24 protein-coding genes and 10 pseudogenes are annotated in these 26,958 nt (G+C 47.6%); 1 reads left to right on the top strand and 33 read right to left on the bottom strand.

What is annotated here, in order from left to right; translation table 11 throughout:
* Positions 1-1,114 precede the first annotated feature (1,114 nt).
* From C2E15_RS03770 to C2E15_RS03730, 12 genes and pseudogenes are all read right to left on the bottom strand, one after another.
* The gene (locus C2E15_RS03770; protein WP_104956188.1) at positions 1,115-1,567 is read right to left on the bottom strand and encodes a hypothetical protein; all 453 of its coding nucleotides are present in this window, start codon (positions 1,565-1,567) and stop codon (positions 1,115-1,117) included.
* Positions 1,552-2,031 (bottom strand): annotated as a pseudogene (locus C2E15_RS03765) (RHS repeat-associated core domain-containing protein); the annotation flags it as partial. The pseudogene C2E15_RS03765 and the gene C2E15_RS03770, both read right to left, overlap by 16 nt.
* Positions 2,032-2,513: 482 nt before the next feature.
* Positions 2,514-2,990, bottom strand: a complete 477-nt coding sequence (locus C2E15_RS21245; RefSeq protein WP_146108530.1) for a hypothetical protein — start codon at positions 2,988-2,990, stop codon at positions 2,514-2,516.
* A pseudogene (locus C2E15_RS03760) lies at positions 2,987-3,529 on the bottom strand (RHS repeat-associated core domain-containing protein); the annotation flags it as partial. The gene C2E15_RS21245 and the pseudogene C2E15_RS03760, both read right to left, overlap by 4 nt.
* A gap of 2 nt (positions 3,530-3,531) precedes the next feature.
* On the bottom strand, positions 3,532-3,798 hold the full coding sequence (locus tag C2E15_RS03755) for a hypothetical protein (RefSeq protein ID WP_104956187.1): 267 nt from the start codon (positions 3,796-3,798) through the stop codon (positions 3,532-3,534).
* A 56-nt stretch (positions 3,799-3,854) separates the two neighbouring features.
* Positions 3,855-4,623, bottom strand: a pseudogene (locus tag C2E15_RS03750) (RHS repeat domain-containing protein); the annotation flags it as partial.
* Between the two features lie 65 nt (positions 4,624-4,688).
* Positions 4,689-5,009, bottom strand: coding sequence for a hypothetical protein (locus tag C2E15_RS21240; protein ID WP_128861374.1), 321 nt, complete (start codon positions 5,007-5,009; stop codon positions 4,689-4,691).
* 3 nt (positions 5,010-5,012) lie between these two features.
* Positions 5,013-5,234 (bottom strand): hypothetical protein, encoded by a 222-nt coding sequence (locus tag C2E15_RS21825; protein ID WP_128861375.1) that lies wholly within the window; start codon positions 5,232-5,234, stop codon positions 5,013-5,015.
* Between the two features lie 223 nt (positions 5,235-5,457).
* Positions 5,458-5,611, bottom strand: a pseudogene (locus tag C2E15_RS22295) (RHS repeat-associated core domain-containing protein); the annotation flags it as partial.
* A 521-nt stretch (positions 5,612-6,132) separates the two neighbouring features.
* On the bottom strand, positions 6,133-6,453 hold the full coding sequence (locus C2E15_RS03735) for a hypothetical protein (RefSeq protein ID WP_245912345.1): 321 nt from the start codon (positions 6,451-6,453) through the stop codon (positions 6,133-6,135).
* A 5-nt stretch (positions 6,454-6,458) separates the two neighbouring features.
* Positions 6,459-6,839, bottom strand: coding sequence for a type IV secretion protein Rhs (locus C2E15_RS21925; protein ID WP_245912382.1), 381 nt, complete (start codon positions 6,837-6,839; stop codon positions 6,459-6,461).
* A 24-nt stretch (positions 6,840-6,863) separates the two neighbouring features.
* A pseudogene (locus C2E15_RS03730) lies at positions 6,864-7,861 on the bottom strand (RHS repeat domain-containing protein); the annotation flags it as partial.
* Positions 7,862-7,893: 32 nt separating this feature from the next.
* Between C2E15_RS03730 and C2E15_RS03725 the strand changes: the two are divergent.
* On the top strand, positions 7,894-8,109 hold the full coding sequence (locus C2E15_RS03725) for a SymE family type I addiction module toxin (RefSeq protein WP_104956183.1): 216 nt from the start codon (positions 7,894-7,896) through the stop codon (positions 8,107-8,109).
* A gap of 42 nt (positions 8,110-8,151) precedes the next feature.
* Here the strand turns inward: C2E15_RS03725 and C2E15_RS21230 are convergent, their stop codons facing one another.
* The 21 genes and pseudogenes from C2E15_RS21230 to C2E15_RS03645 form a co-directional block, all read right to left on the bottom strand.
* Positions 8,152-8,448, bottom strand: a complete 297-nt coding sequence (locus tag C2E15_RS21230) for a hypothetical protein (RefSeq protein WP_128603867.1) — start codon at positions 8,446-8,448, stop codon at positions 8,152-8,154.
* Positions 8,445-8,687: a hypothetical protein gene (locus tag C2E15_RS21225; RefSeq protein ID WP_128861383.1), complete on the bottom strand. Its 243-nt coding sequence runs from the start codon at positions 8,685-8,687 to the stop codon at positions 8,445-8,447. The genes C2E15_RS21230 and C2E15_RS21225 overlap by 4 nt, the downstream gene beginning before the upstream one ends.
* A 134-nt stretch (positions 8,688-8,821) precedes the next feature.
* Positions 8,822-8,980, bottom strand: a pseudogene (locus C2E15_RS22290) (RHS repeat-associated core domain-containing protein); the annotation flags it as partial.
* Between the two features lie 292 nt (positions 8,981-9,272).
* Positions 9,273-9,617: a hypothetical protein gene (locus C2E15_RS03715; RefSeq protein WP_104956182.1), complete on the bottom strand. Its 345-nt coding sequence runs from the start codon at positions 9,615-9,617 to the stop codon at positions 9,273-9,275.
* Between the two features lie 90 nt (positions 9,618-9,707).
* The gene (locus C2E15_RS03710) at positions 9,708-10,052 is read right to left on the bottom strand and encodes an HNH/endonuclease VII fold putative polymorphic toxin (protein ID WP_245912344.1); all 345 of its coding nucleotides are present in this window, start codon (positions 10,050-10,052) and stop codon (positions 9,708-9,710) included.
* A gap of 26 nt (positions 10,053-10,078) precedes the next feature.
* A pseudogene (locus C2E15_RS22390) lies at positions 10,079-10,217 on the bottom strand (RHS repeat-associated core domain-containing protein); the annotation flags it as partial.
* A 472-nt stretch (positions 10,218-10,689) separates the two neighbouring features.
* Positions 10,690-11,046 carry a hypothetical protein gene (locus tag C2E15_RS03705; protein WP_104956181.1) on the bottom strand — a complete coding sequence of 119 codons (357 nt, stop codon included), beginning with the start codon at positions 11,044-11,046 and terminating at the stop codon, positions 10,690-10,692.
* A pseudogene (locus C2E15_RS03700) lies at positions 11,043-11,848 on the bottom strand (RHS repeat-associated core domain-containing protein); the annotation flags it as partial. The gene C2E15_RS03705 and the pseudogene C2E15_RS03700, both read right to left, overlap by 4 nt.
* Before the next feature lie 53 nt (positions 11,849-11,901).
* Positions 11,902-12,117 carry a hypothetical protein gene (locus C2E15_RS03695; protein ID WP_104959069.1) on the bottom strand — a complete coding sequence of 72 codons (216 nt, stop codon included), beginning with the start codon at positions 12,115-12,117 and terminating at the stop codon, positions 11,902-11,904.
* 17 nt (positions 12,118-12,134) lie between these two features.
* Complete coding sequence (locus C2E15_RS22285) at positions 12,135-12,668, bottom strand: hypothetical protein (protein WP_167391804.1); 534 nt, start codon at positions 12,666-12,668, stop codon at positions 12,135-12,137.
* Positions 12,569-13,050: pseudogene (locus C2E15_RS22280) on the bottom strand (RHS repeat domain-containing protein); the annotation flags it as partial. The pseudogene C2E15_RS22280 and the gene C2E15_RS22285, both read right to left, overlap by 100 nt.
* Positions 13,051-13,525: 475 nt before the next feature.
* Positions 13,526-13,753 (bottom strand): hypothetical protein, encoded by a 228-nt coding sequence (locus C2E15_RS03685; RefSeq protein ID WP_104956180.1) that lies wholly within the window; start codon positions 13,751-13,753, stop codon positions 13,526-13,528.
* A 4-nt stretch (positions 13,754-13,757) separates the two neighbouring features.
* Positions 13,758-14,111 carry a hypothetical protein gene (locus C2E15_RS21910; protein WP_245912423.1) on the bottom strand — a complete coding sequence of 118 codons (354 nt, stop codon included), beginning with the start codon at positions 14,109-14,111 and terminating at the stop codon, positions 13,758-13,760.
* A gap of 75 nt (positions 14,112-14,186) precedes the next feature.
* Positions 14,187-18,256: pseudogene (locus tag C2E15_RS03680) on the bottom strand (DUF6531 domain-containing protein); the annotation flags it as partial.
* A gap of 3 nt (positions 18,257-18,259) precedes the next feature.
* Positions 18,260-18,700 carry a DcrB-related protein gene (locus C2E15_RS03675; protein ID WP_104956179.1) on the bottom strand — a complete coding sequence of 147 codons (441 nt, stop codon included), beginning with the start codon at positions 18,698-18,700 and terminating at the stop codon, positions 18,260-18,262.
* A gap of 833 nt (positions 18,701-19,533) precedes the next feature.
* Positions 19,534-19,929, bottom strand: coding sequence for a hypothetical protein (locus C2E15_RS03670; protein ID WP_146108528.1), 396 nt, complete (start codon positions 19,927-19,929; stop codon positions 19,534-19,536).
* Between the two features lie 293 nt (positions 19,930-20,222).
* Entirely contained in the window at positions 20,223-20,807 is a 585-nt protein-coding gene (locus C2E15_RS03665) for a hypothetical protein (protein WP_104956177.1), read from the bottom strand.
* A 17-nt stretch (positions 20,808-20,824) separates the two neighbouring features.
* Positions 20,825-23,530 (bottom strand): type VI secretion system tip protein TssI/VgrG, encoded by a 2,706-nt coding sequence (tssI, locus tag C2E15_RS03660; RefSeq protein ID WP_104956176.1) that lies wholly within the window; start codon positions 23,528-23,530, stop codon positions 20,825-20,827.
* 188 nt (positions 23,531-23,718) lie between these two features.
* Positions 23,719-23,994, bottom strand: coding sequence for a hypothetical protein (locus C2E15_RS21215; protein WP_146108527.1), 276 nt, complete (start codon positions 23,992-23,994; stop codon positions 23,719-23,721).
* Positions 23,995-24,577: 583 nt separating this feature from the next.
* Positions 24,578-25,645: an ADP-ribosylarginine hydrolase Tri1 gene (gene tri1, locus C2E15_RS03650; RefSeq protein ID WP_104956174.1), complete on the bottom strand. Its 1,068-nt coding sequence runs from the start codon at positions 25,643-25,645 to the stop codon at positions 24,578-24,580.
* Positions 25,642-26,952: a PAAR domain-containing protein gene (locus tag C2E15_RS03645; protein WP_104956173.1), complete on the bottom strand. Its 1,311-nt coding sequence runs from the start codon at positions 26,950-26,952 to the stop codon at positions 25,642-25,644. The genes tri1 and C2E15_RS03645 overlap by 4 nt, the downstream gene beginning before the upstream one ends.
* Positions 26,953-26,958: the final 6 nt, after the last annotated feature.

Here is a 26,958-nt window from a genome sequence, read left to right as displayed (position 1 = left end):
ACCTCTTAATCTGCCATCGTTCCATGAAACGTCCAACGGATCTTTTGGATTAACACCTTTAATTTGAAAAGTTTCACGGGTAGCGCTTCCTGTCGCTAATAATAAAACGTAATTAAAATTAAAAAGCCGGAAGGATCGTTGAGATTGCTTCCAGCTTTTTTATGGAGTTGACTTAATTATAGTAGCTGCGTTATTTACAACACAATTTGGCAACCCTTCCTTTTTTATAAGCAAATTCGCAATATTGAGCCACCGCCATATAGGTGAGCAATTCCTTTACCGTATCAAAGTTAATTACACTTCCTTTTATAGAATCATAACGAGCAATAAAAAAATAATTGCCGATTGATGATTTGCGTTTTTATTTAAATCTGTAATTAATTGTACAAGATCTTATAATAAAATATAAAAATCCATTGCCAGGGAAATACCACTTCATAGATAATCTATTATTTTGGTAAATTAGAGACTGCTGCCTGATACACTAAGCCAGAACATACCAGACTCCGTGCGACTGCGCTCCCTCACTAATCTATATACCTTGAGACAATTTAAACTTGATACTTTCGTAATACTCCTAACCATAGCAGAACGCGAGTCTTTCCCCGAATATACCCTCTGAGTTATAACGTCCATTCATTGTCTATAAATATTCCCTGCCCACTTTATTATTAGTAGCGTGGTTTTTATAAAAAACTCAGGTTTACTAAGCCGCCTATTTTGATAAATACTTTATCGGAAGTTTCAGCAATACTTCCAGGAAATTGCGGGCCTTTATAAAGTGGCTTCCCATTATTACCACACTTACTTCATCTTCTAAGTTCAATCCATCCACTGTATTCGGTTTATAATAATTAAGATTAATCTCGGCCGTTGCGTTTCTCCATGACATTTCTATATGCTTCATAACCTCAGCAGGAATTATTTAGCACACACGCTGATTATCACTATTTTAAGATACCGCTGCGCTTAAAGCAGCAAAGCTAAACACTATAAACTCAAGATTACATTCTAAAAACCATATAAAAAGGCAGCATCTTACCTAGAAATTAGTTATCAATGGATACTGTAATCCTCAACAGAATACATAAAATAAAATTTTTATATAATCTAGCTAATACCATTGACAAACCTCAATCCCATACTCGCCATTTAACGCTGCGAAACCATATTTTTTTTCGCTATCTATGAAAAACCTGGATTGCCAAGAAGAATGTAAAACATGACTCTCCCAGAAATACTTTGGATTTGCCTTCACTGCTATGCTCGGTACGCTTACGAAAAAAAACATATCGGCACCTGAACAATATAAAAAAACCTTCTCCTTACTTGATATTCGTTCGATAAATTTTTGGTAATTTCCATATTGACTATTTATATCATGATTATTTTTTATTAAATAAATTCCTTTATCTTTAATTTCCAAAATCAATTTCTGATAATGAATGTCTATAAAATCAACATCGTTTAAATTTAAAGCATTCACTTTAATAATGTCATCTTTAACAATTTGTTTTATTTTTTTTTGTTTTGCAATTTTCAGCTTTTCTTTTAAAGCATTTGACATTTTTTCTTTCCTTTCATGTTCTCGATACCCTCTAAATCTTCGGGATAATGGCCTGGATGTTGGTTATAGCGTATTTTTGGTTCTAAAGGAGATCCATGTAAGTCATCAGCGGTATGCAAATGAGGCCCACGCCCGAACTTATCCTCTTCATGCATAACAATATATTTCCCTCCGTCCTCGGTATTAAACTGCCAAACGGTTCTATTCTCATATTTATTATCATAAACTTTAACAGGATTAGGTGTATTAATATTCTTTGGTATTCCTAGTTTCCTCTTTGCGGCTCTAAACTGAGCCTTAAAAGTTGAAGGCAGGTTACTCAACCCCCACGGATCGACCCATCCCAGCGCATTCGGCGCATACTGATAAAGGTTAATCCCACCCGCCAGTCCTATCGGATCCTGCTGCGTAAAACGTCCTCTGTCCGGGTCGTAGTAACGAAACAGATTGTAGTGCAGGCCTGAATACTCGCCCCTTCGGGGCCAGCGCGGTCTGGTTGCCCGGCGCATCGTAACGCCACGCCTGCTCGGCCTGCTGACTCCAGAGGCCGTCGCCCAGCGCCGGATGCTAGGTGATTTGCGCCGGCAGACCGGCGGGCGTATAGCGCCAGCGCGTCTGCATCTCCGGCGTGGCGCGGGCAAGCAGCTGACCGGCGGCGCTTCAGCTGAAGGTATGGGTGATCGCCTCGGGATGACCCGCGGCGAATGTGCGGGAGACAGTGCGGCCGCAGGCGTCATGTCAATCCAAGAGATACGCTGCGTCAGCCGCTCGTTCCCATCCCACACATAGCGCCAGCTCTCGCCACGCTCATAGATAAAGCGTGTGATCACCCCCTGCCGTTCCAGTAATGCTAACGGGTGGTGGTGCAGCTAGTTGCGGGATAACGCCGCAACGGGGCAGTATAGCCCCACAGTTAGGATAAATTGACTTAAAACTTATTTTATTATTAATACCAAGTTATAAATATACCAAAATCAAATGATTTATTTTCATATGAAACTGATACTCTTCCCCAACTAAACAGCCATCTATTAAAGCTTTCATTTTGAACATCTGGTTCCTGCAAATCTAATACTTCACTTAACCATAAAGAGGTTTTCCGCACAGACTGGCTCAACATATTTATATCAGCTTTTAAGTTCCAGTCCTCACGAGAATTAAAATAGTCACTATCATGATCTATTAATTGAATCATAAATGGGAAATCATAACAAATTGTCCTGACAATCATTTCAAATATTTTATCTTTAAAAATAACAGATTTTAATAAATAATGATGCGGCATTAATTCATTAATTTCACCCTGTTTAAAAAACGTTTCGTAAAACGCAGATTTAACAAAAACATCCTCTGATGATATATCTACTTCAACGCCACCTAAAAATATAGCACCGTTGACTTTATCTATATGCAAATCAATCATATATTCAATATTTTCCCAGGTTTTAATAAATGTCTGGATTCTTCTGGAATAAAAAACTGAAGTTCTCCACCCTCACCATATAACTTATTAGCAGCAGCTCTACCATATGCAACGTCAATATCTTGGCTAACATAGAAAGCTCTAACTTGAATTCGAATTGGCCATCTAGGATCTAACTTTACCTGCAAACCTTGATGATAGCCAAGAGGATTCTCGCAGTATTTTAAGAGTGTTGGAAATGTAACTGTATATGAAGGTTGCTGATTTCCATTGGGGTAAAGAGCATATAGAATTGTACCTTTTTTTAATCTTCTATTTTTATATACATCGATTCCAGGATAGTCGTCATTACCTGGACCTTGCCATTTCGTCGCTTCTTTTGACGGGTCTTTACAAGTCTTTGATAACCCCCACGGATCGACCCATCCCAGCGCATTCGGCGCATACTGATAAAGGTTAATCCCGCCCGCCAGCCCTGTCGGATCCTGCTGGGTGAACCGGCCGCTGTCCGGGTCATAGTAACGGAACAGATTGTAGTGCTTTACCTTGTTAAATATAGATCAACATATTTTTCGATATTGCTTAAGACATCAGTTATGGGATGTAAGTAATCATTATACATTTCTGCATATTTCCGAGGAAACCCTCTTAAAGGATTATTCCTTAGACTGCCATTAATAACTCTTAACCTGACTCTATCAAGATCAAAAGTCAAATCTCTTAAATCACTTTTATTCTCACTATTAATTACATTCTCAATATAAGCTGAGGCCTTGTCGATTTCGATTAAAAGTTTGTCTTTTTCCATTGATTACTCACTCATTTTAAGAAACGCACATCACTTACCCAGCTTATTGAATAACCTTAGGGCAATAGTATCTGGTCTGCTCCTCCTTTAAGGACTGCACCTGACATCATTGTCTGCTTTTCAACTTTCCCAATCTGAAGAACTGTTCCTTTAGGTATATGCATAGTAGCCTCAAAATACCTAGTATTCTTCCATTCGGGTAAAAGAGCGGAATCAATTTTAGCCTGAATTTTATTCAACGCCGATGATGTACTAACGAAAGAACCATCCATTTTTGCATGACCGCCAAACACCCTATACAAAGTCACATTTTCAGTGGTTATTACAGTTTTATATTCACCGTTTTTAAAAGAGTCTTTTATCCATGAAGGTAAGTCAATTTTATCAATCTCTTTATATTTTCCTTCTATTCCACACTTACTCAACCCCCACGGGTCAATCCACCCCAGCGCATTCGGCGCATACTGATACAGATTTATCCCGCCCGCCAGCCCTATCGGATCCGGCTGGGTAAAACGTCCGCTGTCCGGGTCGTAGTAACGAAACAGATTGTAGTGCAGGCCTGAATACTCGTCTCATCCATGAGGCTCGCCCCTTTGGGGCCAGGCTGACGCGCTGTTCAAATCTGCTCCCGGCAGATTTGTCACGGTCCAGGTACTGGCCCTGCATCCGCAGGTTCTGCGCGAATCCCGTGCCCTGCAGCGCCGTCTCACGCAGCAGTTTGCCCCATGCGCTGTTCTGTCCTTCCCAGCGCAGCTCTCCTTCCGCATCCGTCATCCGCTCCGGCGTGCCGTTCGGCTGGCAGTGAAACCAGAAGATTTCCGGGTCGGTGGTTCATCAACAGATTATTCAATACCGCTCAACTATTAACCTGATCATTTTACCTCTAATTAAATTCCATTAACTTCATTCCAGATATTACTTTTTATATTATTTAATTGATCATTAAGACGACTTCTTTCATTAAAATCATCCCGCCAGATGTAATAATCAGAAAATGAACCATTGCCTTTATACATTAACTTCCAAGTATTACACGCATCAGAATAGTAGATGCATGGTTCTATACACTTGGCATTAAGTGACCATTCAAGCTTTTCAATAATAGCCTCAACCCCACTAACCCAATTGTCATCCCTTTCGGCTACAAGAATATCTCTAAGTTTTCTAAACTCACTAAGCAAATATTTAGCTGGTATTTTTTTAAACATATCTCACCTCAATAGCCAACTATCCATAACCTTAACACTGTTCAATCGCCATGGTTGTTCCACAAATATCTGAGTGATATTTTGGCCACCAAGATAGGCTTCCCCTTGGTAGCCTACTGGCCCTTCATATATTTTCGTACCTTTAAGAATTGTTATCTTATATACAGACTCAATAGGAGAGGTCCCCGTTAAAGTACCATTTTGTTCTATCCATTGTGGTTTCACAGCCAGATCCATGCGAACTTTTGCTACTGACTCTGCGGGGCTCTTGTAAGCCATTGTCCTAAAGCATTTTTTTTACCTCCAGCTTTCCCTGCTCGATACAAAACCAAATCATTTTCTAAAATATGGGCATTATATTTTCCCCAGCAAAATTAGCTGCTGGATTCCCATTTATTTTAGCTAAAGGCCCAGGGTTATTAACCATGTTATAATTATAATCACTTGAGCAACGACTCCCCCCCCACGGATCGATCCCTCCCAGCGCATTCGGTGCATACTGATAAAGGTTAATCCCGCCCGCCAGTCCTGTCGGGTCCGGCTGGGTAAAACGTCCGCTGTCCGGGGTCGTAGTAACGAAACAGATTGGAGTGCAGGCCTGAATACTCGCCCCTTCGGGGCAAGCGCGGTCTGGTTGCCCGGCGCATCGTAGCGAAACTCGCTGCGTTTGCCGTCCGCGTTTTCATGCGCCTGCGCTAGCCCTCTGACGTTCCAGCTCTCGCCGCGCTCATTAATAAAGCGTGCGATCCCCCTGCGCGTTCCAGTAATACTGACAGGTAGCGATGCAGCTAGTCGCGGGATAACGCCGCAACGGGATGATACCTGCCCCCGGCGCTGATCCTTTCCGGCAAGTGGCTGCGCGAGGCGGGGCTGGCGGTAACGGTGCAAATCACGGAAATGTGCCTGATCCAGACACCGTAAGGCTGAAGATAAAAAAGCCATAAGGATCGTTAAGATTGCTTCCAGCTTTTTTAATTATATTTTTTATAGATGCGCGGAAATATTGCGTCAGTTCGCGCTACGATGCGCCCCGCCGCATCGTAGCGCGTTTCCAGCGTCAACAAGCCTGGCTCCAGCGGATTTCATAGCCCAAGCTGTCACGCTCATAGCCAGCCTGTATAGATCATCGTTCTTCTATATGATAAGTATCCTTATCAGTCCAATATATAATCTTATATTTACCGAAATTAACATTCTGCTCTTTATAATATTCCATTATTTCTGATGGGTACCAACCATGCCCATATAAAAAAAGAGCGCCTTCACTGATTAGTAATCTTATTATTCTTTGTTTATCCTTATCATCTCTTACAGAGAAAATCATAAATTCATCTAGTAATGAAAAACCTATCACCTGCATCTTGCTAATCAAATGCTGACTAAAAACCCTTATTTTTATAGTATTTCCAACCATATCAATAACAACAATGGAATTATCTGGCATCTTATTCAATTTACATTCACCCTTATAATTACTGGAATTGAAGTTGGTACAGAGTTTATCACCATTTCTGGAGCCCCGCCCGGCAAATGTTGGCCTGGACCTAAGAAATAATCATTACCACTTAATGGACTTCGTGGTTGCATGCTAGTAACCCCGTCGATTTTTCTAATATTAAATCCATCATTTAATGAACCTGGATATAACCCCATATCCTTTTCAATTGTCGAAGCAAGCAATTTAGATATGGTCACATCTCCATTTTCAAAGCCATTGAAATATTTTAACGCACCCTTTTTGTCTGTAATAAATGTACCATCTCGACCAATTGCAGGATATTGATCCCAACTTTTTGGACTTATATTATATCCCACATCATCTTGTAACATTTGCGCTTGTCGCGTTCTTGCGCTTTCAACCTTACATAATCCAAGGGGATCAATATATTTGAGAGAGTTTGGAGCATACGCATATAAGTTTAACCCGCCTTTTAGCCCTATCGGGTCCGGCTGGGTAAAACGTCGGCTGTCCGGGTCGTAGTAACGAAACAGATTGTAGTGCAGGCCTGAATACTCGCCTCATCCATGAGTCTCGCCCCTTCGGGGCCAGCGCTGAAGCGCTGTTCAAATCTGCTCCCGGCAGATTTGTCACGGTCCAGGTACTGGCCCTGCATCCGCAGGTTCTGCGCGAATCCCGTGCCCTGCAGCGCCGTCTCGCGCAGCAGTTTGCCCCATGCACTGTTCTGTCCCTCCCAGCGCAGCTCCCCTTCCGCATCCGTCATCCGCTCCGGCGTGCCGTTCGGCTGGCAGTGAAACCAGAAGATTTCCGGGTCCGTGACGCCGTCGATACGCGCCAGCGGCTCATAGCTGCCCGCATCGCTGTAGACGTACGTCAGCGGCACACCATCGTGGATTTCCTGCAGCAGACGGAACCCGTCCCAGACAAAGTGCGTGGTCACCGCCTTTCCCTGCGGCTGCCCGTTAAGCATCTGCCGTCGCGTTTTGCTGAGCCGCCGCCCCAGCGGGTCGTAGCGGAAGCTCACCTCTACCTGCGGCCGGTTACGGTCCTTCGGCTCGCTGATGACCTCCGTCAGCCGGTGTTCCGCATCGTAGCGGTAGCGCCAGCGTACCTGCGCGCTCTCCTTCTCCGTGGTGCGCCCGTGAACGTCATAGCGCCAGCGGTGCCAGCTGAACGGGTTGTCGTCACGCTCCTCGCGGACCAGATTGTTGCGCCAGTCATAGTCCCAGCGCCGGGACCAGCGTCGCGGCGCCGGACGCTGCGCACTGCCGCTGAACACGTCGCGCTGCCGTATCCTGCCCAGGCGGTCATACTCCGTGCGGCTGGTCAGCAGTCCCTGGGTACGGCTCACCTCCCGATGCAGCTCGTCACGGGTAAAATCACTGACTGGCACTGCTGACCACCACCAACTGAAGGGAGTTGCTCATGGCTGAGAAGCATTCCAGGGCAGAAGTGGTTGCGGTTAAAGCAGCGAAAGTGGAGCAGCGTTATATTGTGGGATACCGCCCGCAACGGGGCGATTCCAGCACCCCGGAGCTTAACCTGACCGGCAAGTGGCTGCGCGAGCCGGGGTTTGAGACAGGTCAGGCGGTCACGATGCGGATCGCGGAAGGTTGTCTGATCCTGACACCATGCGGCTGAAGAGAAAAAGCCGGAAGGATCGTTAAGATCGCTTCTGTTTTTTTAATTATATTTTTTATAGGATTGTTCTGCATCAATAATTATACTTGCCAGTTCAAGGTCAAAAGGCCATTGATCCGCTACTAATTGCGCTATTCCAAGCGACCTTTCATTTTTAGGAGGCATATTATTCGTCAATAACTTATGCAAAGCAACTTCAAACACATTTATAAACCTCCCTATCTGCTCGGGTGAGCTTATAGATAGCACACTCACATCATTATCAACACGCACCTTATTTAACTGTTCAATGCACTTTTTTAACTTTTCTATTGTTTTATCTCTATTATTCATTTTCATAAATCTATTAGGTCATTGATGTTATTTATATATTTTTGTATCTGCCCACCCGTCAGCCCTATACCTTGGGCTGACGCTCTACCTTCAACGATGACAGAACCCGGTTTAACTTTAAACTGAGGAAAATCAGTCAACTGGTTCCATTCAATTTTAACCGCAAGGCTTTCTCTTGTTGCAGGAAAAGTCTCAAATATATAGCGACTTCTCGGATAAGCATTAATTCCATCAAAATATCTCAACCCATATTCTGATTCTGTCGCTTTACGTATTTTAAGAGTGTTTATTTCAAAAGACTCTAAAACTTGTTTCCTGAATTTTCTTGGAGCACCCTGTTTTTTAAATATGCAGAAGCATTCTTTACACCCTTATAAGGATCGGTAGAACACTTACTCAACCCCCACGGATCGACCCATCCCAGCGCATTTGGCGCATACTGATAAAGTTTTATCCCGCCCGCCAGCGCTATAGGGACCTGCTAGGTAAACCGGCCGCTGTCGAAATCGTAGTAAAGGAACAGATAATAGTGCATCCCGATTTAACTGTTTAACTGGTGGTACTTTACCCGACGTAGCACAGCGGCTGAATATGGTTGGCTTACTATGATGTAACAATTAATTGTTTGCGGTCTGGTGGTCTTATCTCACCAATGATGGCGTTTTAACTGCTTCATCGCACTATACCATCCGCATCATTAACGCTCGATGGTACACTTTTATTAACGATGGTTAACCGGTACTATAAACCGTCCAGTACCCGAAAGTTATATAAAAAGCATATCAACGATTTAATGTTTATTTTCATAAAATGAAATCTTTCCAAATTAATTAAATCAGCTCTTCATAAAATGATATTGTATATTCGTCATCACTAAATGCCAGCACGCCTTTAGGGGACCTAACAAATAAAGCTAAATCATTATTTTCTTTCACAAAAGAAACACTTTCTAAAAAATCCAACCCATCAAGGATTTTAAAGGTTGCAAAATAAAACTCATTAACTTCTATAAACACCTCCTTCCCTATTATAAAATCTATACACTCACACTGCCATTTTGTAATTTCATGATTAATTTCATCTAAAGAAACCTCTCGTTTAGGAGTGAATTCTCTTTGGTAACTATATATTCCCTTTATTTTTTTATGATATTCATCAATATCCCCCCCACACATTCAACCAACTCCAAGTCACAGACACCCTTAATAAAACTTAAAAAAGACCTCGCTTTATTTAAAGCAATTTTTCTTTTTAAGATTTGTTTGTTAGTCATAGTCATAATATATATGATGATCTCCTGTGCTATCCGCGGGGATTTTACCATACCGATCTGTTTTGAAATCATATGTATAAGGAGATGATTTTGCTTTGCCAGCATGAAAATGCGCATCACCTATTTTATTTCTTGGGTCACTCGTATGTTCGACAACTACAACTTTATGGCCTTCCGCATTTCTATACTGATAGAAATTGCCAAATTCTGTAGGGTTTTCTGAATACACATAATTACTATAGCCTTGTTTTTTGCGATTATCACCAATCTGCCAGTGGCTCTCATGTTGTTGAGATCTGGGTATACCAGCTGTATCTTTTGCCTTATTCATTGCCATGCGACGATTGCGGCCAGCCTTGGTAGAGCAACGCCTCAACCCCCACGGATCGACCCATCCCAGCGCATTCGGCGCATACTGATAAAGGTTAATCCCGCCCGCCAGCCCTGTCGGGTCCGGCTGCGTAAAACGTCCGCTGTCCGGGTCGTAGTAACGAAACAGACTAGGTCAATTATTAAAATATTGTCCAACCGAAACTTACGTACCTCAGGCTTTATAAAAAAATGATTGTCATAATCATTACAAATCTCAAGGAAAGCTTTCGCTGAACCTTATATCTCATTATATTTTAATGGATAATAATTAATATAATTCAATTCCATTTCATATGCATTTACAATATCCACCAAAATTTTTTTAACAATCAATTATTTTTTAATCTCAAGTGATTTATTTATCGATATCTTAACAACTCGTTAACCACTCATGATAAACCTATATAATTATTATTATTTCTTACATCAATTACTCACCCACATTTAATTTAAACGCATTCCAATCGTCTAAAATAAATGATAACCCTATAGCCATGATATATATATCCCACAATTAAAATCTCTCTTGTTTGTTTGTACAGCTATACTACCCCAACCATATATCCATTCTATACCATAAGGCGGTTTTATAATTTTCTTTTCTACTCCCCCTCAATTTTATCTCGTACCCACGTTATTAAATTACATTCCTCTTCATGCAATAATTCTAAATTAGCTCTATCTTCCCAATTTTTTAATGAATAAAAAAAATCACTCGTTCTATCAATCAAAAAAATAGTGGGAGGGAAATTATTTATGGATGGCCTGATTTCCATGAAAAAGTTTTTACCCATCCAATTTACTTCAGGAAAGTTGAAATACACACCTCCATTTTTCTTAATTTCTTTATTGCTCACATAAAATTCTGACGTTACGAAATCATCATAACTCCAAAGGAGCAATTCATTATCATTTATCAACAACCTTCCAGTGAAAAAATCAATATTCATTTTTTTCATATATCGATAACCTTTCCCGGTATAAGCTTATTACGTACCTCTTCTGGAATGTAAAACTGCATTCCTCCTCCTTTACCCCATTGAGGGTTAGCAGTTGCGCGTCCAGTAGCCACAAAAATATCTTCTGAAACATAAAATGCTTTAACTTGAGCCCTTACCGGAAATGCAGGGTTTAATTTTACCTGTAAAGCTTCATGATAACCTAGAGTATCACCATGATATTGCCTTACGGTAGGATATGTAACCGTATAAGAAGGTAGTTGATTTCCATTGGGATATAAAGCATATAAAACTGTCCCTTTTTTTAGGATCCTATTTTCATACGTATCTATGCCTGGATAATCACGGTTATGCGGCCCTTGCCACTGTGTCGCTTCTTTTGACGGGTCTTTACAAGTCTTTGATAACCCCCACGGATCGCCCCATCCCAGCGCATTCGGCGCATACTGATAAAGGTTTATCCCCCCGCCAGTCCTATCGGATCCGGCTGGGTGAACCGTCCGCTGTCCGGGTCGTAGTAACGAAACAGATTGTAGTGCAGGCCTGACTACTCGCCTCATCCATGAGGCTCGCCCCTTTGGGGCCAGCGCTGAAGCGCTGTTCAAATCTGCTCCCGGCAGATTTGTCACGGTCCAGGTACTGGCCCTGCATCCGCAGGTTCTGCGCGAATCCCGTGCCCTGCAGCACCGCCCCACGCGCTGTTCTGCCCTTCCCTGCGTAACTCCCCTTCCGCATCCGTCATCCGCTCCGGCGTGCCGTTCGGCTGGCCGTGGTACCAGAAGATTTCGGGGTCAGTGATGCCTTTAGTGAGCGTTAGCAGACTAGACCGTTAACTACATTCTAAAATGATTAATTCTAAAAAAGAGATTTATATCCTCTTTCTCTATTCTGTGTCTCAATAATTACCTCATAAGCTTCCTGCGGGCCTACCATAGCTTTCAATGCTTCTTCTTCACTAATCTCAGACTCTTTTTCTTTACCAGATAAATCTCCTGAGTCATATTTTATATAATATTTTTCTTCATCTTTGATTATATCTATACCGTATTTGGTAAAAATTATATTCTTCATAAAAACAACCATATTCGTTATAAATTAACATCATTCAACTTGCTGATTATAGCTTCAGAGACTGGTGTCTGATCTATAACTGCTTCAGGAATTCCACCTGAAGTTTTCCCACCCGGCAACCAGAACTCATTTGCCCCGGGCTCATTACCAGACGGCATCCTTAAACCTGTAGGATTATAAATATCAATCCTTACCGGTGTATCTCCAAGATCTCCCGGATTTAAACCAAGTAAACTTTCAATTTTTTTAATATCTCCACCTGACTTTATAACGATATCGTCTGCAACATGTTTTGGCATGACAAAATGCCCTCCAGGAGGACCTATCTCAGCACGATTAACACCCCAAGTGATTTTTGAAACGCCATCACTAAACTTTTCCAAATGTTTTTCAACATGTGTTTTATCAAGGTATGTTATCGGATTTGGAAAGTTCGGCTTTAATTTTCCTTTTACTGCTTTATAAGCTCTTGCAGCAGCATTCCTCGACGAAAAAACACCCTTCGTTTTACTTTGAAAATCGTTCCAGCTATTCCTGCACGATAACCCCAAGGGTCAATCCAGCTTAAAGCATTCGGCGCATACTGATAAAGGTTTATCCCCCCCGCCAGTCCTATCGGGTCCTGCTGCGTAAAACGTCCGCTGTCCGGGTCGTAGTAACGAAACAGATTGTAGTGCAGGCCTGAATACTCGCCTCATCCATGAGTCTCGCCCCTTCGGGGCCAGCGCTGACGCGCTGTTCAAATCTGCTCCCCGCAGATTTGTCACGGTCCAGGTACTGGCCCTGCATCCGCAGGTTCTGCGCGAATCCCGTGCCCTGCAGCGCCGTCTCGCGCAGCAGTTTGCCCCATGCACTGTTCTGTCCCTCCCAGCGCAGCTCCCCTTCCGCATCCGTCATCCGCTCCGGCGTGCCGTTCGGATGGCAGTGGTACCAGAAGATTTCCGGGTCGGTGACGCCGTCGATGCGCGCCAGCGGCTCATGGCTGCCCGCATCGCTGTAGACGTACGTCAGCGGCACACCATCGTGGATTTCCTGCAGCAGCCGGAAACCGTCCCAGACAAAGTGCGTGGTCACCGCCTTTCCCTGCGGCAGCCCGTTAAGCGTCTGCCGTCGCGTTTTGCTGATCCGCCGCCCCAGCGGGTCGTAGCGGAAGCTCACCTCTACCTGCGGCCGGTTGCGGTCCTTCGGCTCGCTGATGACCTCCGTCAGCCGGTGTTCCGCATCGTAGCGGTAGCGCCAGCGTACCTGCGCGCTCTCCTTCTCCGTGGTGCGTCCGTGCACGTCGTAGCGCCAGCGGAAGCCGTTCAGCTGCGGCAGTACAGATCAGCCCCTGACGGTAAAGTCCCTAAAGATCATTAAGATTAAGTTTGACTTTATTTATACAAATTGAATTTAATTAACTATAAAATCATGGGCCATAAAAATGCATTAAGGTATCAAGATCATCTATGTCTTTTGCTGTTAATATATTTTTCTCCATAGCGTCATATTTATGTCTTATACCTTTCATAGGAATAGAGTGCTTATTCCTTTTTGCCAAATCCATTAACTCATCAATATCAGACTGGTTTTTTAAAGTTCTCTTTAATAGTTCAAGCAACATTATTTCAGCATCTTTTCTTTCTAAAATATACATTTATTTAATCCGGTAATATTTCTATAGAATCAAAATTAATAACCTGACCATCTGCATGTAATTGCACCGCGCCACCTTTTCCATACTCAGGGTATGCAGCAGCAAAAGGTTCAACTTTAGTAGGGTGAGTATTACCATCCCACTTAGGAACAAAAGCTGTAGGTTTGCCATTTTTATACAATTGTAATGTATCGAAGGTTCCACGCATGCGGGCATCACTCCATGACGGAGCGATCTGAAAGCCATCTCTGGCAACACTACCGGAAGCGTATTTATCAAACCCGAAATATGTAACAGGTGCAGCTTTACTTTCCAAGGTCGAGGGTACAAACTTATTAATTGAGCCATCAGGTTCCATATATTTCATGTGACGATAAGCAGTGGATGGCATGGTCGCTTTCGGTCCCTCTGGCCCTACATAAAAGTCAGGTCTGCATTTACTCAACCCCCACGGATCGACCCATCCCAGCGCATTCGGCGCATACTGATAAAGGTTAATCCCACCCGCCAGCCCTATCGGGTCCTGCTGGGTGAACCGGCCGCTGTCCGGGTCGTAGTAACGAAACAGATTGTAGTGCAGACCTGACTACTCGCCTCATCCATGAGGCTCGCCCCTTTGGGGCCAGCGCTGAAGCGCTGTTCAAATCTGCTCCCGGCAGATTTGTCACGGTCCAGGTACTGGCCCTGCATCCGCAGGTTCTGCGCGAATCCCGTGCCCTGCAGCGCCGTCTCGCGCAGCAGTTTGCCCCATGCACTGTTCTGTCCCTCCCAGCGCAGCTCCCCTTCCGCATCCGTCATCCGCTCCGGCGTGCCGTTCGGATGGCAGTGGTACCAGAAGATTTCCGGGTCGGTGACGCCGTCGATGCGCGCCAGCGGCTCATGGCTGCCCGCATCGCTGTAGACGTATGTCAGCGGCACCCCGTCGTGTATTTCCTGCAGCAGCCGGAAACCGTCCCAGACAAAGTGCGTGGTCACCGCCTTTCCCTGCGGCAGCCCGTTAAGCGTCTGCCGTCGCGTTTTGCTGATCCGCCGCCCCAGCGGGTCGTAGCGGAAGCTCACCTCTACCTGCGGCCGGTTGCGGTCCTTCGGCTCGCTGATGACCTCCGTCAGCCGGTGTTCCGCATCGTAGCGGTAGCGCCAGCGTACCTGCGCGCTCTCCTTCTCCGTGGTGCGTCCGTGCACGTCGTAGCGCCAGCGGAAGCCGTTCAGCTGCGTCACCCGGTTATGGCGCACCGGCAGCGCCCCGCTCTCCAGCGGGTTGCCCGCCGCGTCCCAGCGCCACGCCTCCTGCCCCGGCAGCGTGCCGTCCTGGGTCAGCAGCCGCCCGGCGTCGTCATAGCGCCAGCGGTGCCAGCTGAACGGGTTGTCGTCGCGCTCCTCGCGGACCAGATTGTTGCGCCAGTCATAGTCCCAGCGCCGGGACCAGCGTCGCGGCGCCGGACGCTGCGCACTGCCGCTGAACACGTCGCGCTGCCGTATCCTGCCCAGGCGGTCATACTCCGTGCGGCTGGTGAGCAGCCCCTGGGTGCGGCTCACCTCGCGGTGCAGTTCGTCACGGGTGAAGTCACTGACCGGCAGACCGTCGAGCGCGATGCTCAGCAGATGTCCGCTGCCGTAATAGAGCTGCTTCAGCTGGCGCCCGTCGGGCAGGCGGAGAGCGGTCTGGTTGCCCAGCGCGTCGTAAGTGCGGCTCAGCGCGCCATTCTCGCCCTGCTCTTTGATGACACGCCCCAAAGCATCATACTCAAACGTCAGCGCCTGCTCGGCCTGCTGGCTCCAGAGCCCGTCGCCCAGCGCCGGATGCTGCGTAATCCGCTCAGGCAGGCCGGCGGCCGTATAATGCCAGCGCGTCTGCATCTCCGGCGTGGCACGCGACAGCAGCTGACCGGCGGCGCTCCAGCTGAAGGTATGAGTGATCGCCTCGGGATAACCCGCGGCGAATGTGCGGGAGACGGTGCGGCCGCAGGCGTCATAATCGTAACGCGTCGTGACGCCATCCAGCCCGATCTCTTCCAGCAGTAGCGAATCCGCTCCCCAGCGGAAGCGATACGCTTCGCCGTTCTCATTATGCAGCGCCGTCAGCCGGCTGCGGCTGTCCCAGCTGCGCCGAATCTCTTCGCCCAGCGCGTTGCGCGTGGCGATCAGGCGGCCAGCCTCGTCGTAGCGAAACTCGCTGCGCTTGCCGTCCGCGGTTTCATGCGCCTGCGGCAGCCCTCTGGCGTTCCAGCTCAGCGTCTCCTGCCAGCCTTCCGCACGCTCCAGCTGCAGCGGACGACCGGCGGCGTCATAACGATAACGCGTCTCCTCACCGTCAGGCCCGATCTCAGATTCAAGCCAGCCGAGCGGATGATAACGATAACGCGTGGTGCGGCCTGAGCAGTCCGTCATGCGGATAATCTGGCCCGCCTCGTTATACTCCTGACGACGTGTGTTGCCAGCGGCATCCACTTCTTCCACCACCTGACCATACTCGTCGCGATGGTAAAGCGTGGTCTGCCCCAGCGCATCCACTACGCGCGCCAGGCCATGATGCGTATCGTAATAGAACTGCGTGGCCGCGCCGTCCGGCCCGCTCACCGCCGCCGGCAGCGCACGATGCTCCAGCCAGCGCGTGGCGCGCGTATTGCCATCGGCATCGGTTTCCTGCACCCGCTTGCCCATCCCGTCATAGACAAAGCTGACGGCATTGCCGAGCGGATCGATACGCCGCGTCAGCAGCTCGTTCTCATCCCACTCATAGCGCCAGCTCTCGCCGCGCTCATCGATAAAGCGCGTGATCAGCCCCTGCGCGTTCCAGAAATGCTGACGGGACAGCCCGTCGTACTGCTTAACGGTGGTCAGGCCGGCCGCCAGGTCATATTCAATCCGGCAGCCGTCGCCGGTGCTGGTGCGGTTCTCTACCACGCGCCAGTGATCCAGCTTCTGCCAGCGGTATTCGCTTTCCAGACCGCCCGGCAGGCGGTGCCACACCATCAGCCCGTCGTCGTTATAGCGGTATTCGCGGAGGGTCACGCCGCTGGCGTCGACCGCTGCGGCCAGCTGACCGCGCGCGTCGTAGCGCCAGGTCATCAGCGGCCAGCGGTGCGTTCCGTCAAAATGGCTGGCGCCGGTGACGCGCTGCGGAAAGCGCTCGTCATCGTAGACCAGCGTAACGTCGATGGCGCAGGGCTGGTCATGAATACGTACCAGGCGCCCCAGTTCATCCCATCCCGTCTCCAGGCTGTTGCCGTACTCGTCGCTCAGCGAAGCGAGACGCAGCTCTGCGGGATTGGCGCGCGTCGGTTTGAACAGGCGCCAGGTTGCGCCGTCATCGTCGGCGATTGCCACGTCGCCGTTTTCATTACGGCGCACGATAATGCCTTCGCTGATGCTGTAAAAGACCTGATTTACCGCCGGCAGGGTAAAACGCAGCTCGCGGCCCGTTTCATCGAACCAGGTCGCCTCATCGCCCTCCAGCTTCAGCCAGCTGTCAAAAACGGTCGCCCAGCCCAGGCCGAATAGCCCGGTGCGCGTGGTCAGGCTGTTATAGCTGCGTTGCCAGCGCAGCGGGAAACGTCCCGGCAAGGCGAAGTCGAGTTCGTTATCATCGTTAAGCACCTTCACGCCGGTGGCGGCATGCACCGGATGCGCGGAGGCGAAAACGGCATTCACCGCCATATCGGCGAGCATACCGCCGCCTGCCGCCGCCAGGGCGCAGGGCATATTTTTGAGGATCTTCCCCGGGCGTCCACGGATCAGCGACAGCGCAATCATCGTCATCGCCAGCCCGGCCATTTTGCCGCTTTTGATATCGCGTACGGTCAGGGTCTCGCCGCCGATAATGACGTCCGGGGAAACCTTGTCCGAGATGGTCGCTTCGCAGGTGGTGCGGTCTTTGGCGCGTGCGGCAGGCTGCCCGTTAATGAAGACGCTTTTGGATCCTTCCGCCAGGTATTGCGGACCGGAATGTTTTTCACAGGCGACTTTATCCTGCTCCAGCGGCGAGGTGCCTGCGGCGGCGGAAGCGACCGTCGGCTGCCACATCTCATTGCCGAACTGCTGTGCCGCGGCCAGCAGCATGCCGCCATAATCCGCGAAGCTGCCCGGCGGCTGCGGCTGCGGCGACGGCGTGTTAGCAGCCGTTAACGCACCTGCGGCGCGTGCCGCGGGCAGGTTATTGATCAGAACATTGCTGGCGCCGGTAACGATCTTACCGGCCGGCGACGGCGGAAAAATCGCGTTGCCGATGCTGTCAGCCGCGGCGCTGATATCGTCGGTGATGCCCGCCACGTTGGCCAGCACGCCGCCAATGATGCCACTCAGCACGCAGCTGGAGCCGACGGCGGCGACGCCTGCCGCCGCCATGCCAGCCCCTAACGCAGGCGCAGCGACCGTCGCCGCTGCGGCCACCGCCGCACCGATAGCCGCATAGGCGACGCCTTCCGCCACGATACTGGTGATATCGGCGAAAACGCTGGAGTGAATGATTTCGTCGCCCTGACGGGCCGCATTATTGTCGCTCATGCCTTACACATTCCGGTTGTCGTTCAGCGTCAGCGTCTGTTTAATGGTTTCCCAGCGCTGTGCATCCTGTTCGCTAAAAGCGTGCTGAGCGGAGAGGGTAAACACCAGTAACACCGGCTGTTCCGGCGCCTGCAGCGCCAGCTGTTTCTGCCATTGCGACTGGCCATTACGTGTGAAAACCGTCTCAACTTCCACCGCACGAATGGTGCGCTCCCGCCCGGCGCTGACACGCATGAAATCGCCCTGTTCAATCTCTCCCATCTGAGGGCGCAGCATTTCCCACTGGCGATGAAACTCCTGTTCGAAATCGCTGCCGTCCGGAATCGGGCCGCGGCTGACAACCAGCGCCAGTCCGCTTTCTTCATCGCGCAGGATATTCATCGTAGCGTCCTGCCAGGCCGCAGGGAAAAGAGTAAAAGAGCCTTCCGGGAGGGTATAGTTCATAAGAGATCCTTGCAGAAAATGCGTGCCGCCAGCGTGGCGGAAGTAATAAACGTTATCTGATGCGTTATTGGAATAATGCTGTAATAGCTATAAATTCTGAGCCAAATAGCTAATATTCTCATATACAAGAAAAATAACACCGTGCTGCTTTTAGAAAAACCAGAGCTGACTTACTGTTAGTTATCAAATAATCCGCGTTTCTAGCAAAATGAAGTTAACGAAGTCGATGAAAGGACTTTCCTGAATTTTCCTTTTAACTCCTTATCTTTATAATGCTCATAGTTATGAACCCTCTTAGACAATATAACATCAATCATTAAAGATAAAACTTATGTCTGGTTTACACTCACCTTCAGGGGAGGTAATGTGCTTGTTTTTTATCAGACTGCACACCAGTCAAACAGGGCGAAAAATCATTTATAAAAATTTATCATTTAATATTTTCCGCGCGTTATTTGTTGAATAGCTTTAAAATTTAATTCTATTCTTATTTAGACCATACCCCCTTCTCGCTGAGTATAATCTTGTTGTTATTAATGACTGTAAGGCTATCATCAACTTTACTGAGCATATAATGAGTTTTACCATTCGCAAATTTAAAGGCGTTAATTGGGCAAAACTCATCTTTAAACCTGCTCGTACCGCCTTAACTTTTAAAGTCAGTTGAGCGCCATCGTTTTTACGCTTACCCTGATAGGTCGCATTGTTGCAATCACCATTTCCCTGGCTATCGGCAACCAGCTTAATACTGAATTTTCCAGCATTAAAATAATCAACCTATGCATTATCCCTCGTGTCTTTTACTAAGGAAATTTTCATATTTTTAAGCCGCATTACTCATTGTGCAATATCGCTCTGAATTTTCCCTTTCTCAGGCGAATTAGTTTTATAGTTAACAACATTGCATTCAGGGATAACCCATGCTGTATAAAGCCCCCATCTGGATAAATGACTAAAACAGAAGCGTTTTCTAAAATTAATTGTTCTAAGAAATCTTTAAATAATAACCCACCATCAGCAGTTTTAAGAGGTTTATTAAATACCTCAAAGTTATTAATAAAGCTATCATACTCGCGAGCCATTAATAATTTTAACGAAGTGACGAGAGATTGATCAGATATAATGTCGGAAACGGTTTGCAAACTGCTATAGTATTTAATGTTAATGTAATCTAAAGCCCAAGTCATCGGGATTTTAACAACCCTGCAAATAACAACACCATTACCCACTTAGTCATTTATTTAAATCATCCTGAACAGATTATTAATAAAGAATAAATTTCCATCTAACGCATAACCGTAACATTATTATAAGTTTATACGATTACCTTTTTCGTAAATCAAACAATAACGGCTAATGATTTCTTCTTTACTATGCTTAAGATAAAACGGCATGGTTGAAAAGTACCTTGTTCATTATCCCCCTTAGTAGCTCACTAAACTCATCACTTACAGAGCTTAAAGAGGGTAAAAAACCAAGGGGGAATATATTAACGTCATTACGCCTAAAAAAAAAACAGGGTTTATCCATCAACCGAAATGACCATAATTATATTGCTAACTTTACCGCCCTCAATTTGGAAGGAGATTTTTTTATTTTGATACTCATATTCAATCCATTTTTCACCATCGCTATCATCTTCCTTTCCTGGTCCATATTTTTTAAGAAGATCCTGCAACGCATCGCCTGATTTTATGCCACGCATTGTTGTCAAAGATGATTGATCAGCATCCAGTGAAATCTGTGCAATAACATACTCATCAATATCACGTTTTTCTTTATCGTAATAGATATTAGAGCTGTAAATACTATAACCATTATAGTTATGCTGCCAGAACTTATAAGAAACGTCTCCAGCCTCGACATCACCAACAAAGTTGCTGTCAAGTTCTTTCCCCGCTAAAGATATTTTTTCGTTATCCCACCGGTCATCGAGCGAAAATTTATGACCATTGATAGTAACAGTAAAATCTTCATTATCTACAGGAGCAATTTTTTTGTCATAACCAGCATGTTCTATAACATGACTGCTGGTCAGCGCATAGACAGAAGGAGCAGCAAAAAGCATGACCATAAATAATGTAACAATAAATTTATTTTTAAACATATCTGGTTCCTACAGGATTACTTATATTGAGGGATATCATATTGGATATTCGCATTAGGGAAGGCGTCAAACATCTTTTTTATATTTTTCGTTTGAGCAGCAGCCCAGTTAACATCTGTAGCATATTGATGCGTTCCAGGAGACGCTGGGTTCCAGCGCATTTTATACAGTGTATTTTGCCCATCGACTCCGCTATTAACGAACTTTTCTGATATCCACTTCGCTCCCCCCTCAATGGCTTTTTCAGGAGAGGTCCATCCCATTTTATAGGCATATTTAGCACCCGCGTTTACGGCATCGCCATCTACAGCGCCAATGCCATACATGTTATATACCTTTTGTCCATTTATCTCTATACCTTTAGCAAGTTGACTAGTGCCATTACCTGTTTCAAGAGATGAGTGCGCGGCAAGATACACCTCGTTAATGTTATATTTTTTCGCTGCATCAAGATAGGTTTGTGCATGACCATCAAGAACGCCCTTTCCTTTTAAGAAATCGCTCATATCATCTTTGCTGATCCCCGCAGGCGCAGAAAGATCAACAAACTGATATTTATTTGTTCCCTCCTGTTGCAAATCCGGATCAACAAAATTTCGTATTTCGTCCTCAGTTGCCGATTTCCAACCTTTATTTGTCCACTTTACTGGCTTAGCTTTAAGATTTTTTTGCTTATTAATCATATCGTCTAGTTTATAATCATAAGCAGTCTTTTTTTCGCTTCCCTGACTCGTCAGCTTTGGCTCGGCTTGTTTTACAGCTGGTGCAATTGAAGCTTTGGGCGCTGCGCTCTTACTCTCCTTTCCCGGCGTAAACTTTGCCTCCACCGCCTGCTTGATATCTTGCTTATGGTCCGGCCCCGGCGCGGTGGTACCGGGCTTCGCGCCTGCCGTGTTCAGATTCAGCTTGCCGCCGCTGGTGGTGATGTTGCCGTCCCCTTCCACAAAGAGGTTAAAGCCTTTTCCGACCAGGTTAATCTGGCCGTTGGCATTCAGTTCGATAGCGCTGTTTCCGCAAACCAGCCGGAGCTGCGAACCGGAAGCCAGCACATACTGTTCTACCGTCGCATCCAGCTTGCCCTGCCCCGTCAGGATCTCGGTGCCGCCTTTTACCGCCTGTACCTGATTCGCTTCGACGCGATGCAGCTCATTTTTACGCACGTAGTGGCTGTGATTGCTGCCGATATGACGCGTCGCATCGTTCTTCACGTTCACGTCAAGGTTGCGCTCCGCCTGGATCCACACCTGCTCCTCACCCGCCCGGTCCTCGAACCGCAGCGCGTTCGCGTTGTCCGGCGTCCCGTCCTTTGACCGGCTCAGGAACCCCATCTGCGTCGCCGCCGCCGGCAGCGACCACGGCGGCATGCTCCCCTCGTTGTACACCCGCCCCGTCACTATCGGACGGTCCGGGTCGCCGTTGATGAAGTCTATCACCACCTCGTCGTTCACCCGCGGTATCTGCACCCCGCCGTAGCCCTGGCCCGCCCACGCGCTCGACACCCGCACCCAGCACGAACTCGTCTCGTCCCCCCGCGACTCCCGGTCCCAGTGGAACTTCACCTTGATGCGCCCGTAGCGGTCGGTGTAAATCGACTCCCCCTGCGGGCCCACCACCCGCGCCGTCTGCGGGCCGTGCGTCTTCGGCCACGGCGTCGTCGCCGCCGCACGGTACGCCACCTCCGCCGGCAGCACCCGGAACCGGATGCGGTGTACCGTCTGCCCCTCCCCGCTGGCGTAGCGGTTCTCCTCCAGCTGGTACTCCGCGCGCAGCGTCAGGTAGCGCCCGTTGTCCTGCAGGTGCGGCGCGTTCAGCAGCGCGAAGGTGTACCCCGGCGCCAGGCACAGCGCCGTCCCCTCGCCGCTTATCTGCCGGTGCGCCGCCTGCCACTCCTCCTGGCGCACCCGCACGTACTTCTCGCCCTGCGCGTGCTCCACGTAGCGACCCGGCCACTCGAACACCTCCGTCTGCCCCGGCTGCGGCGACGCCGGGTTCTGCCGCGCCTGCAGCAGCCACGCGTTCGGCTTGCGGAAGTCGTAGTCGTCGATGCTGTACATCCCCGGCGTCACGCTGTCCTCCAGCGCCCACCGGCTCACCCCCGCCGCCGACGTCACCCCGCCGCTGCCCGTCACGTGGTACGGTATCGCCTCGCACCCCGGCCACGGCCCGTGCGCCTCCGGCGCGTCCGACAGCACCATCACGTGCCGGTCCGCCTCGTGACGGAACCAGTAGTAAATCCCCTCCAGCTCCATCAGCCGGCTGATGAACGCGAAGCTGCTCTCCTGGTACTGTACGCAGTACTCCCACTCCCGGTAGCTCCCGCTCAGCCGGTCCTCCACCTGCACCCCGTACTCCGCCAGCAGCCGGTGGATTATCTGCACCGCCGTCTGCCCCTGGAAGATGCGCGAGTTCTTGTCCCGCCGCATCGGCCACAGGTCCGGCTCGATGGTCAGCTCGTACACCGCGTAGCGCGTGCCGCCCAGCTCCTCGCTGCGCACCGCCATCCGGGTGATTTTGCCGTTGATGTGGCGCGTGCCCGACAGGAGCTGCCCGGTGGGAACCGAGACCGTCAGCGGCTGGCCCAGCAGCGCGTGGCGCTCGATGCGCGGGTCGGCGCTCAGCAGCGTGACGGTGAGTTCGAAGGGGTGCGACAGCGCCTCGACGCCGTCGAGCTTCCAGAAAAGCAGCCCCTCCAGCGGGAGCTGCACGGTGATGCGTTCAGACATGGGTCGGTTCCAGAATCAGCGGGGCCCGGCGGCGCCGGGCGGGTGAAATAAAAAGGGGATGGTTCAGCGTCTGGCAAATGCAAACCTACAAGGTTCAGGAAAAGTTATCTCAAAAGCTTAATAAGTCCGGCATCAGGACAAAGATCAGCGATTTTGTCTTCTTCATGTGTGTCAGGTATTGCGGATTTTTATTTATAAATTCCAGAAAAATGCTCAAACTGCCTTTTATTTAATTCTCTCCCCCTGTAATCGTCGTAATTACTTCTTATTTTTGCAGAAAGAGCTTTTATTTTATTAATTTCTTCCGTGCAGCTTATCTCATTATTATAAAAGTAAAAAAACTTGGTAATATCAACTTTGTACGGGCCTTCGCTAAATACAACCTTCATAACATAATCATCATTACCGCACTTATAAAGTGTAAAATCCCAAGGGTTACTCAACACTATATTTATATTATTCATGATATTCCACTAAGATATATCGTCACTAGAGTAAGCCAGCCATTAATCTTTACCCAGCGCAAACCATACTATCTAAATTTATTCTTCATTTTTTGTAGTCGTATCAATAACCAGCCTTAAAAAGGTACTAAACAACATTTTTCTCATTGTATAATTTTTTCCTTGATCACCTCCACTTCCTCCACTTCCTCCACTTCCTTATCCTTATATTTCTCATAATTTCGTCGTATGCCTTCGGCCAGTAACGTAAGCTTATCAAAATCGCGCCGCTCAATAATCTCATGAATATCTAATAAAAAGTCCTTACTGACATCGAAGTGCGAATTACGATAAAAATTAGGGAAAAGGACGCTTATGTAATATCTTTCTTCAACCTTAATAATGCAAAAGTCTCCATTCCTGATAAATACTAAAACTCCCTTATTCACCATTTTAACCCTACCAAAGTATATTCTTATCTGTTCAGCAATATAAAATGCGTCTGATAATCTGTCATAAAATATTTCTTCTGTATTTTGAAATTTTTTGGCCTGACAAGCCCGTTCCTGGCGATCGGGCTTTAAGAAATGAACATTTTAGTAACTTATATTATTTCTTCAGGCGCCTGCCTGAACAGCGCTTCCGCCATGGCGGCAATTCTTTTTTCCTGCACCAGCTTGTCACGCCACTCCTGCGGTATGCCCGAATAACCATACAGCGCGCCGGCAAGCTGACCTGCCGTTGCGGCCACGCTGTCAGCGTCATCGCCCAGGTTCGCGGCCAGAATGATCGCGTCGCGGAAATTATCTGTATTCCATACGGCCCACATCGCTGCTTCAAGCGTGTCGATAACGTAGCCGCTTGAACGAATCTGATCGCGTGTTTTCTGCTTGTACTCACCTGCGTTGATGATTAAAACTCTTGCGCTAAGGGGAAGAGTATGGGGTGAAAATACTTTTTCCTTGGAGTATCCCTTAATTAAATAATTAATTATGAATCCCAAAAATTGACAGGAGAAGATAGATTCAACTGCACCATGTGTAGCGCGGCTTTGTGCTTTAGATTCAAAATATATTTTTTTTAATGAATGACGCCTGAATAAAGGAACCGGCGCCATCCTGATTAATGCGGCGTTCCCCGCTGTATTTTTAGCTGTATTACCAAACCATGAAGGGCCTTGCGAAAGATACTGTTCAAGCGCATACCTTGTTGTATTTCCTATGTCGAAGCATCTTCCATTAGAGCTGTTTTCACCATAATGATACCATCGAACTAATTTATCCCTGAAAAAAGACGTGTCCATAGTACCTTTTTGGAGATAAGTTTCAGCAAGGCATAAAGCCATAGAGGTATCATCAGTCCACTCACCTACGTTAAGATGAAAGGGACCACCGCCTACCATGTCTGTAATGTTTTGCTTATCACGTGGCAGAAACTCCAGTGTCGTTCCTACAGCATCACCGATAGCAAGCCCAACCAAAGCACCTACGGCTTTATCACACGCATCGTCTTCTGGAAGAATACTGGCAATTTTCTCATCCCAGGCATTAAGGTTTATATTTGTAATTCCTTCATTATCATTATGATGCGCGCGTGTACTGACTGGTAGATAATGATGATACCTGTCTGCATATCGGTTAACTATTTTGTCTTCTTCATGTAAGTCAATCATTCTATTTCCTTAAGATCAATTATAGTTACTCCATTATCTTCTATTCGGCTAAGTACTTCAAATTTCGTTCCCGGAGGGTATAACACTTCAGTTTCTGTTGTTTTAAATGCAGACAAAAAATCAATACTTCGCCCTGATTTCCCATCAATATTAAGTTTTATATTTCCTTTAAAAGGTTCTTTAACATCTGTACTCATAAATGCTTTATCAATAACCACATTGCCAGTCTGATACTCATTTAGTATTTCGGATGGTAGGCTATCAATTCCACGAAAGGTTTCACCTTCAAATGCAGGTATTTTATTTAACCCCTCAATAGCATGATTAGCAAAAGACTCTAACTCTGGAGTAAGAGGCTTTGTTCCTCTTAAGGCCGGGTTAATCATCTTATAACCAATTTCGGTAGTATAGCCATGCAAAGCACCAACTTGATCATCGCTTAATAACGCTGATAAATCTGGATCGTGTTGATTTGCAAGCTCCCTTCCTCTATTAATCCATCGACTTGCCCGTTCTTTTCCTACTGCGTCAGCTAAGCTCATCGTAGGTTTAGGTGGGATTGCAGCGATTTTATTGCTCCGCCACGCATCAAACTTCATCCCCCCTCTGCCGCCAGCAGCTCCGCCGACCAGACTGCCTGCCAGCATCATCCATTTTTGGCCGTCGCTGCCTTCGCCAAACAGCTCTCCGCCGAGATAACTGCCTGCATAGCCTCCTCCCATGCCGCCAAGGGTGCCCAGCACCGCTATAGCAGGCGAAGCCAGCACCGCCAGCGCAGCGCCGCCAATGCCCAACATCGCCCAGTTGATCCATTCCGGTATTTCTGGACTGATTTCATCAGTCTGTACCTTAGCGCCGCCGATAAATACATCAGGCGATCCAGAAAAGATTTCAGCGCTGCAGGTTAAGCGATCGCCGATACGGGCGGCGGGATAATTGTTGATAAAGACTTTTATCGATCCTTCTGCGACCCGTTGCGGGCTGCCGCTATGTTCATCGCATGCTCCTGTAGACAAATGAGCGCGGATGGCAGAACGATTGTTAATATAAACATCAGGTGAGCCAGAGGCTAACTGACCGGTAGCATGGCGAGGCGCCCAGGACATACTGCCTAACAGTTCGCCCAGGCCTCCCCCGGTACAAGCGCCCGCAGCAACGGCCGATACAGCTATCAGGGCCGCGCCTCCGGTGACCGCAATCGCTGCCGCCGCCACTAACGCACCGCCGATAGCACCTGCAATCAACCATCCTTCAGACGCTGTATGGGCTATTTCATCCTGTTCCCGTGCAGCATTAAATTCAGACACAGAATC

Origin of the sequence: Mixta gaviniae (assembly GCF_002953195.1) — a bacterium.
Classification (GTDB): domain Bacteria; phylum Pseudomonadota; class Gammaproteobacteria; order Enterobacterales; family Enterobacteriaceae; genus Mixta; species Mixta gaviniae.
The sequence above is the reverse complement of the archived record's forward strand: the minus strand, read 5'-3'. Positions and strand labels throughout refer to the sequence as shown.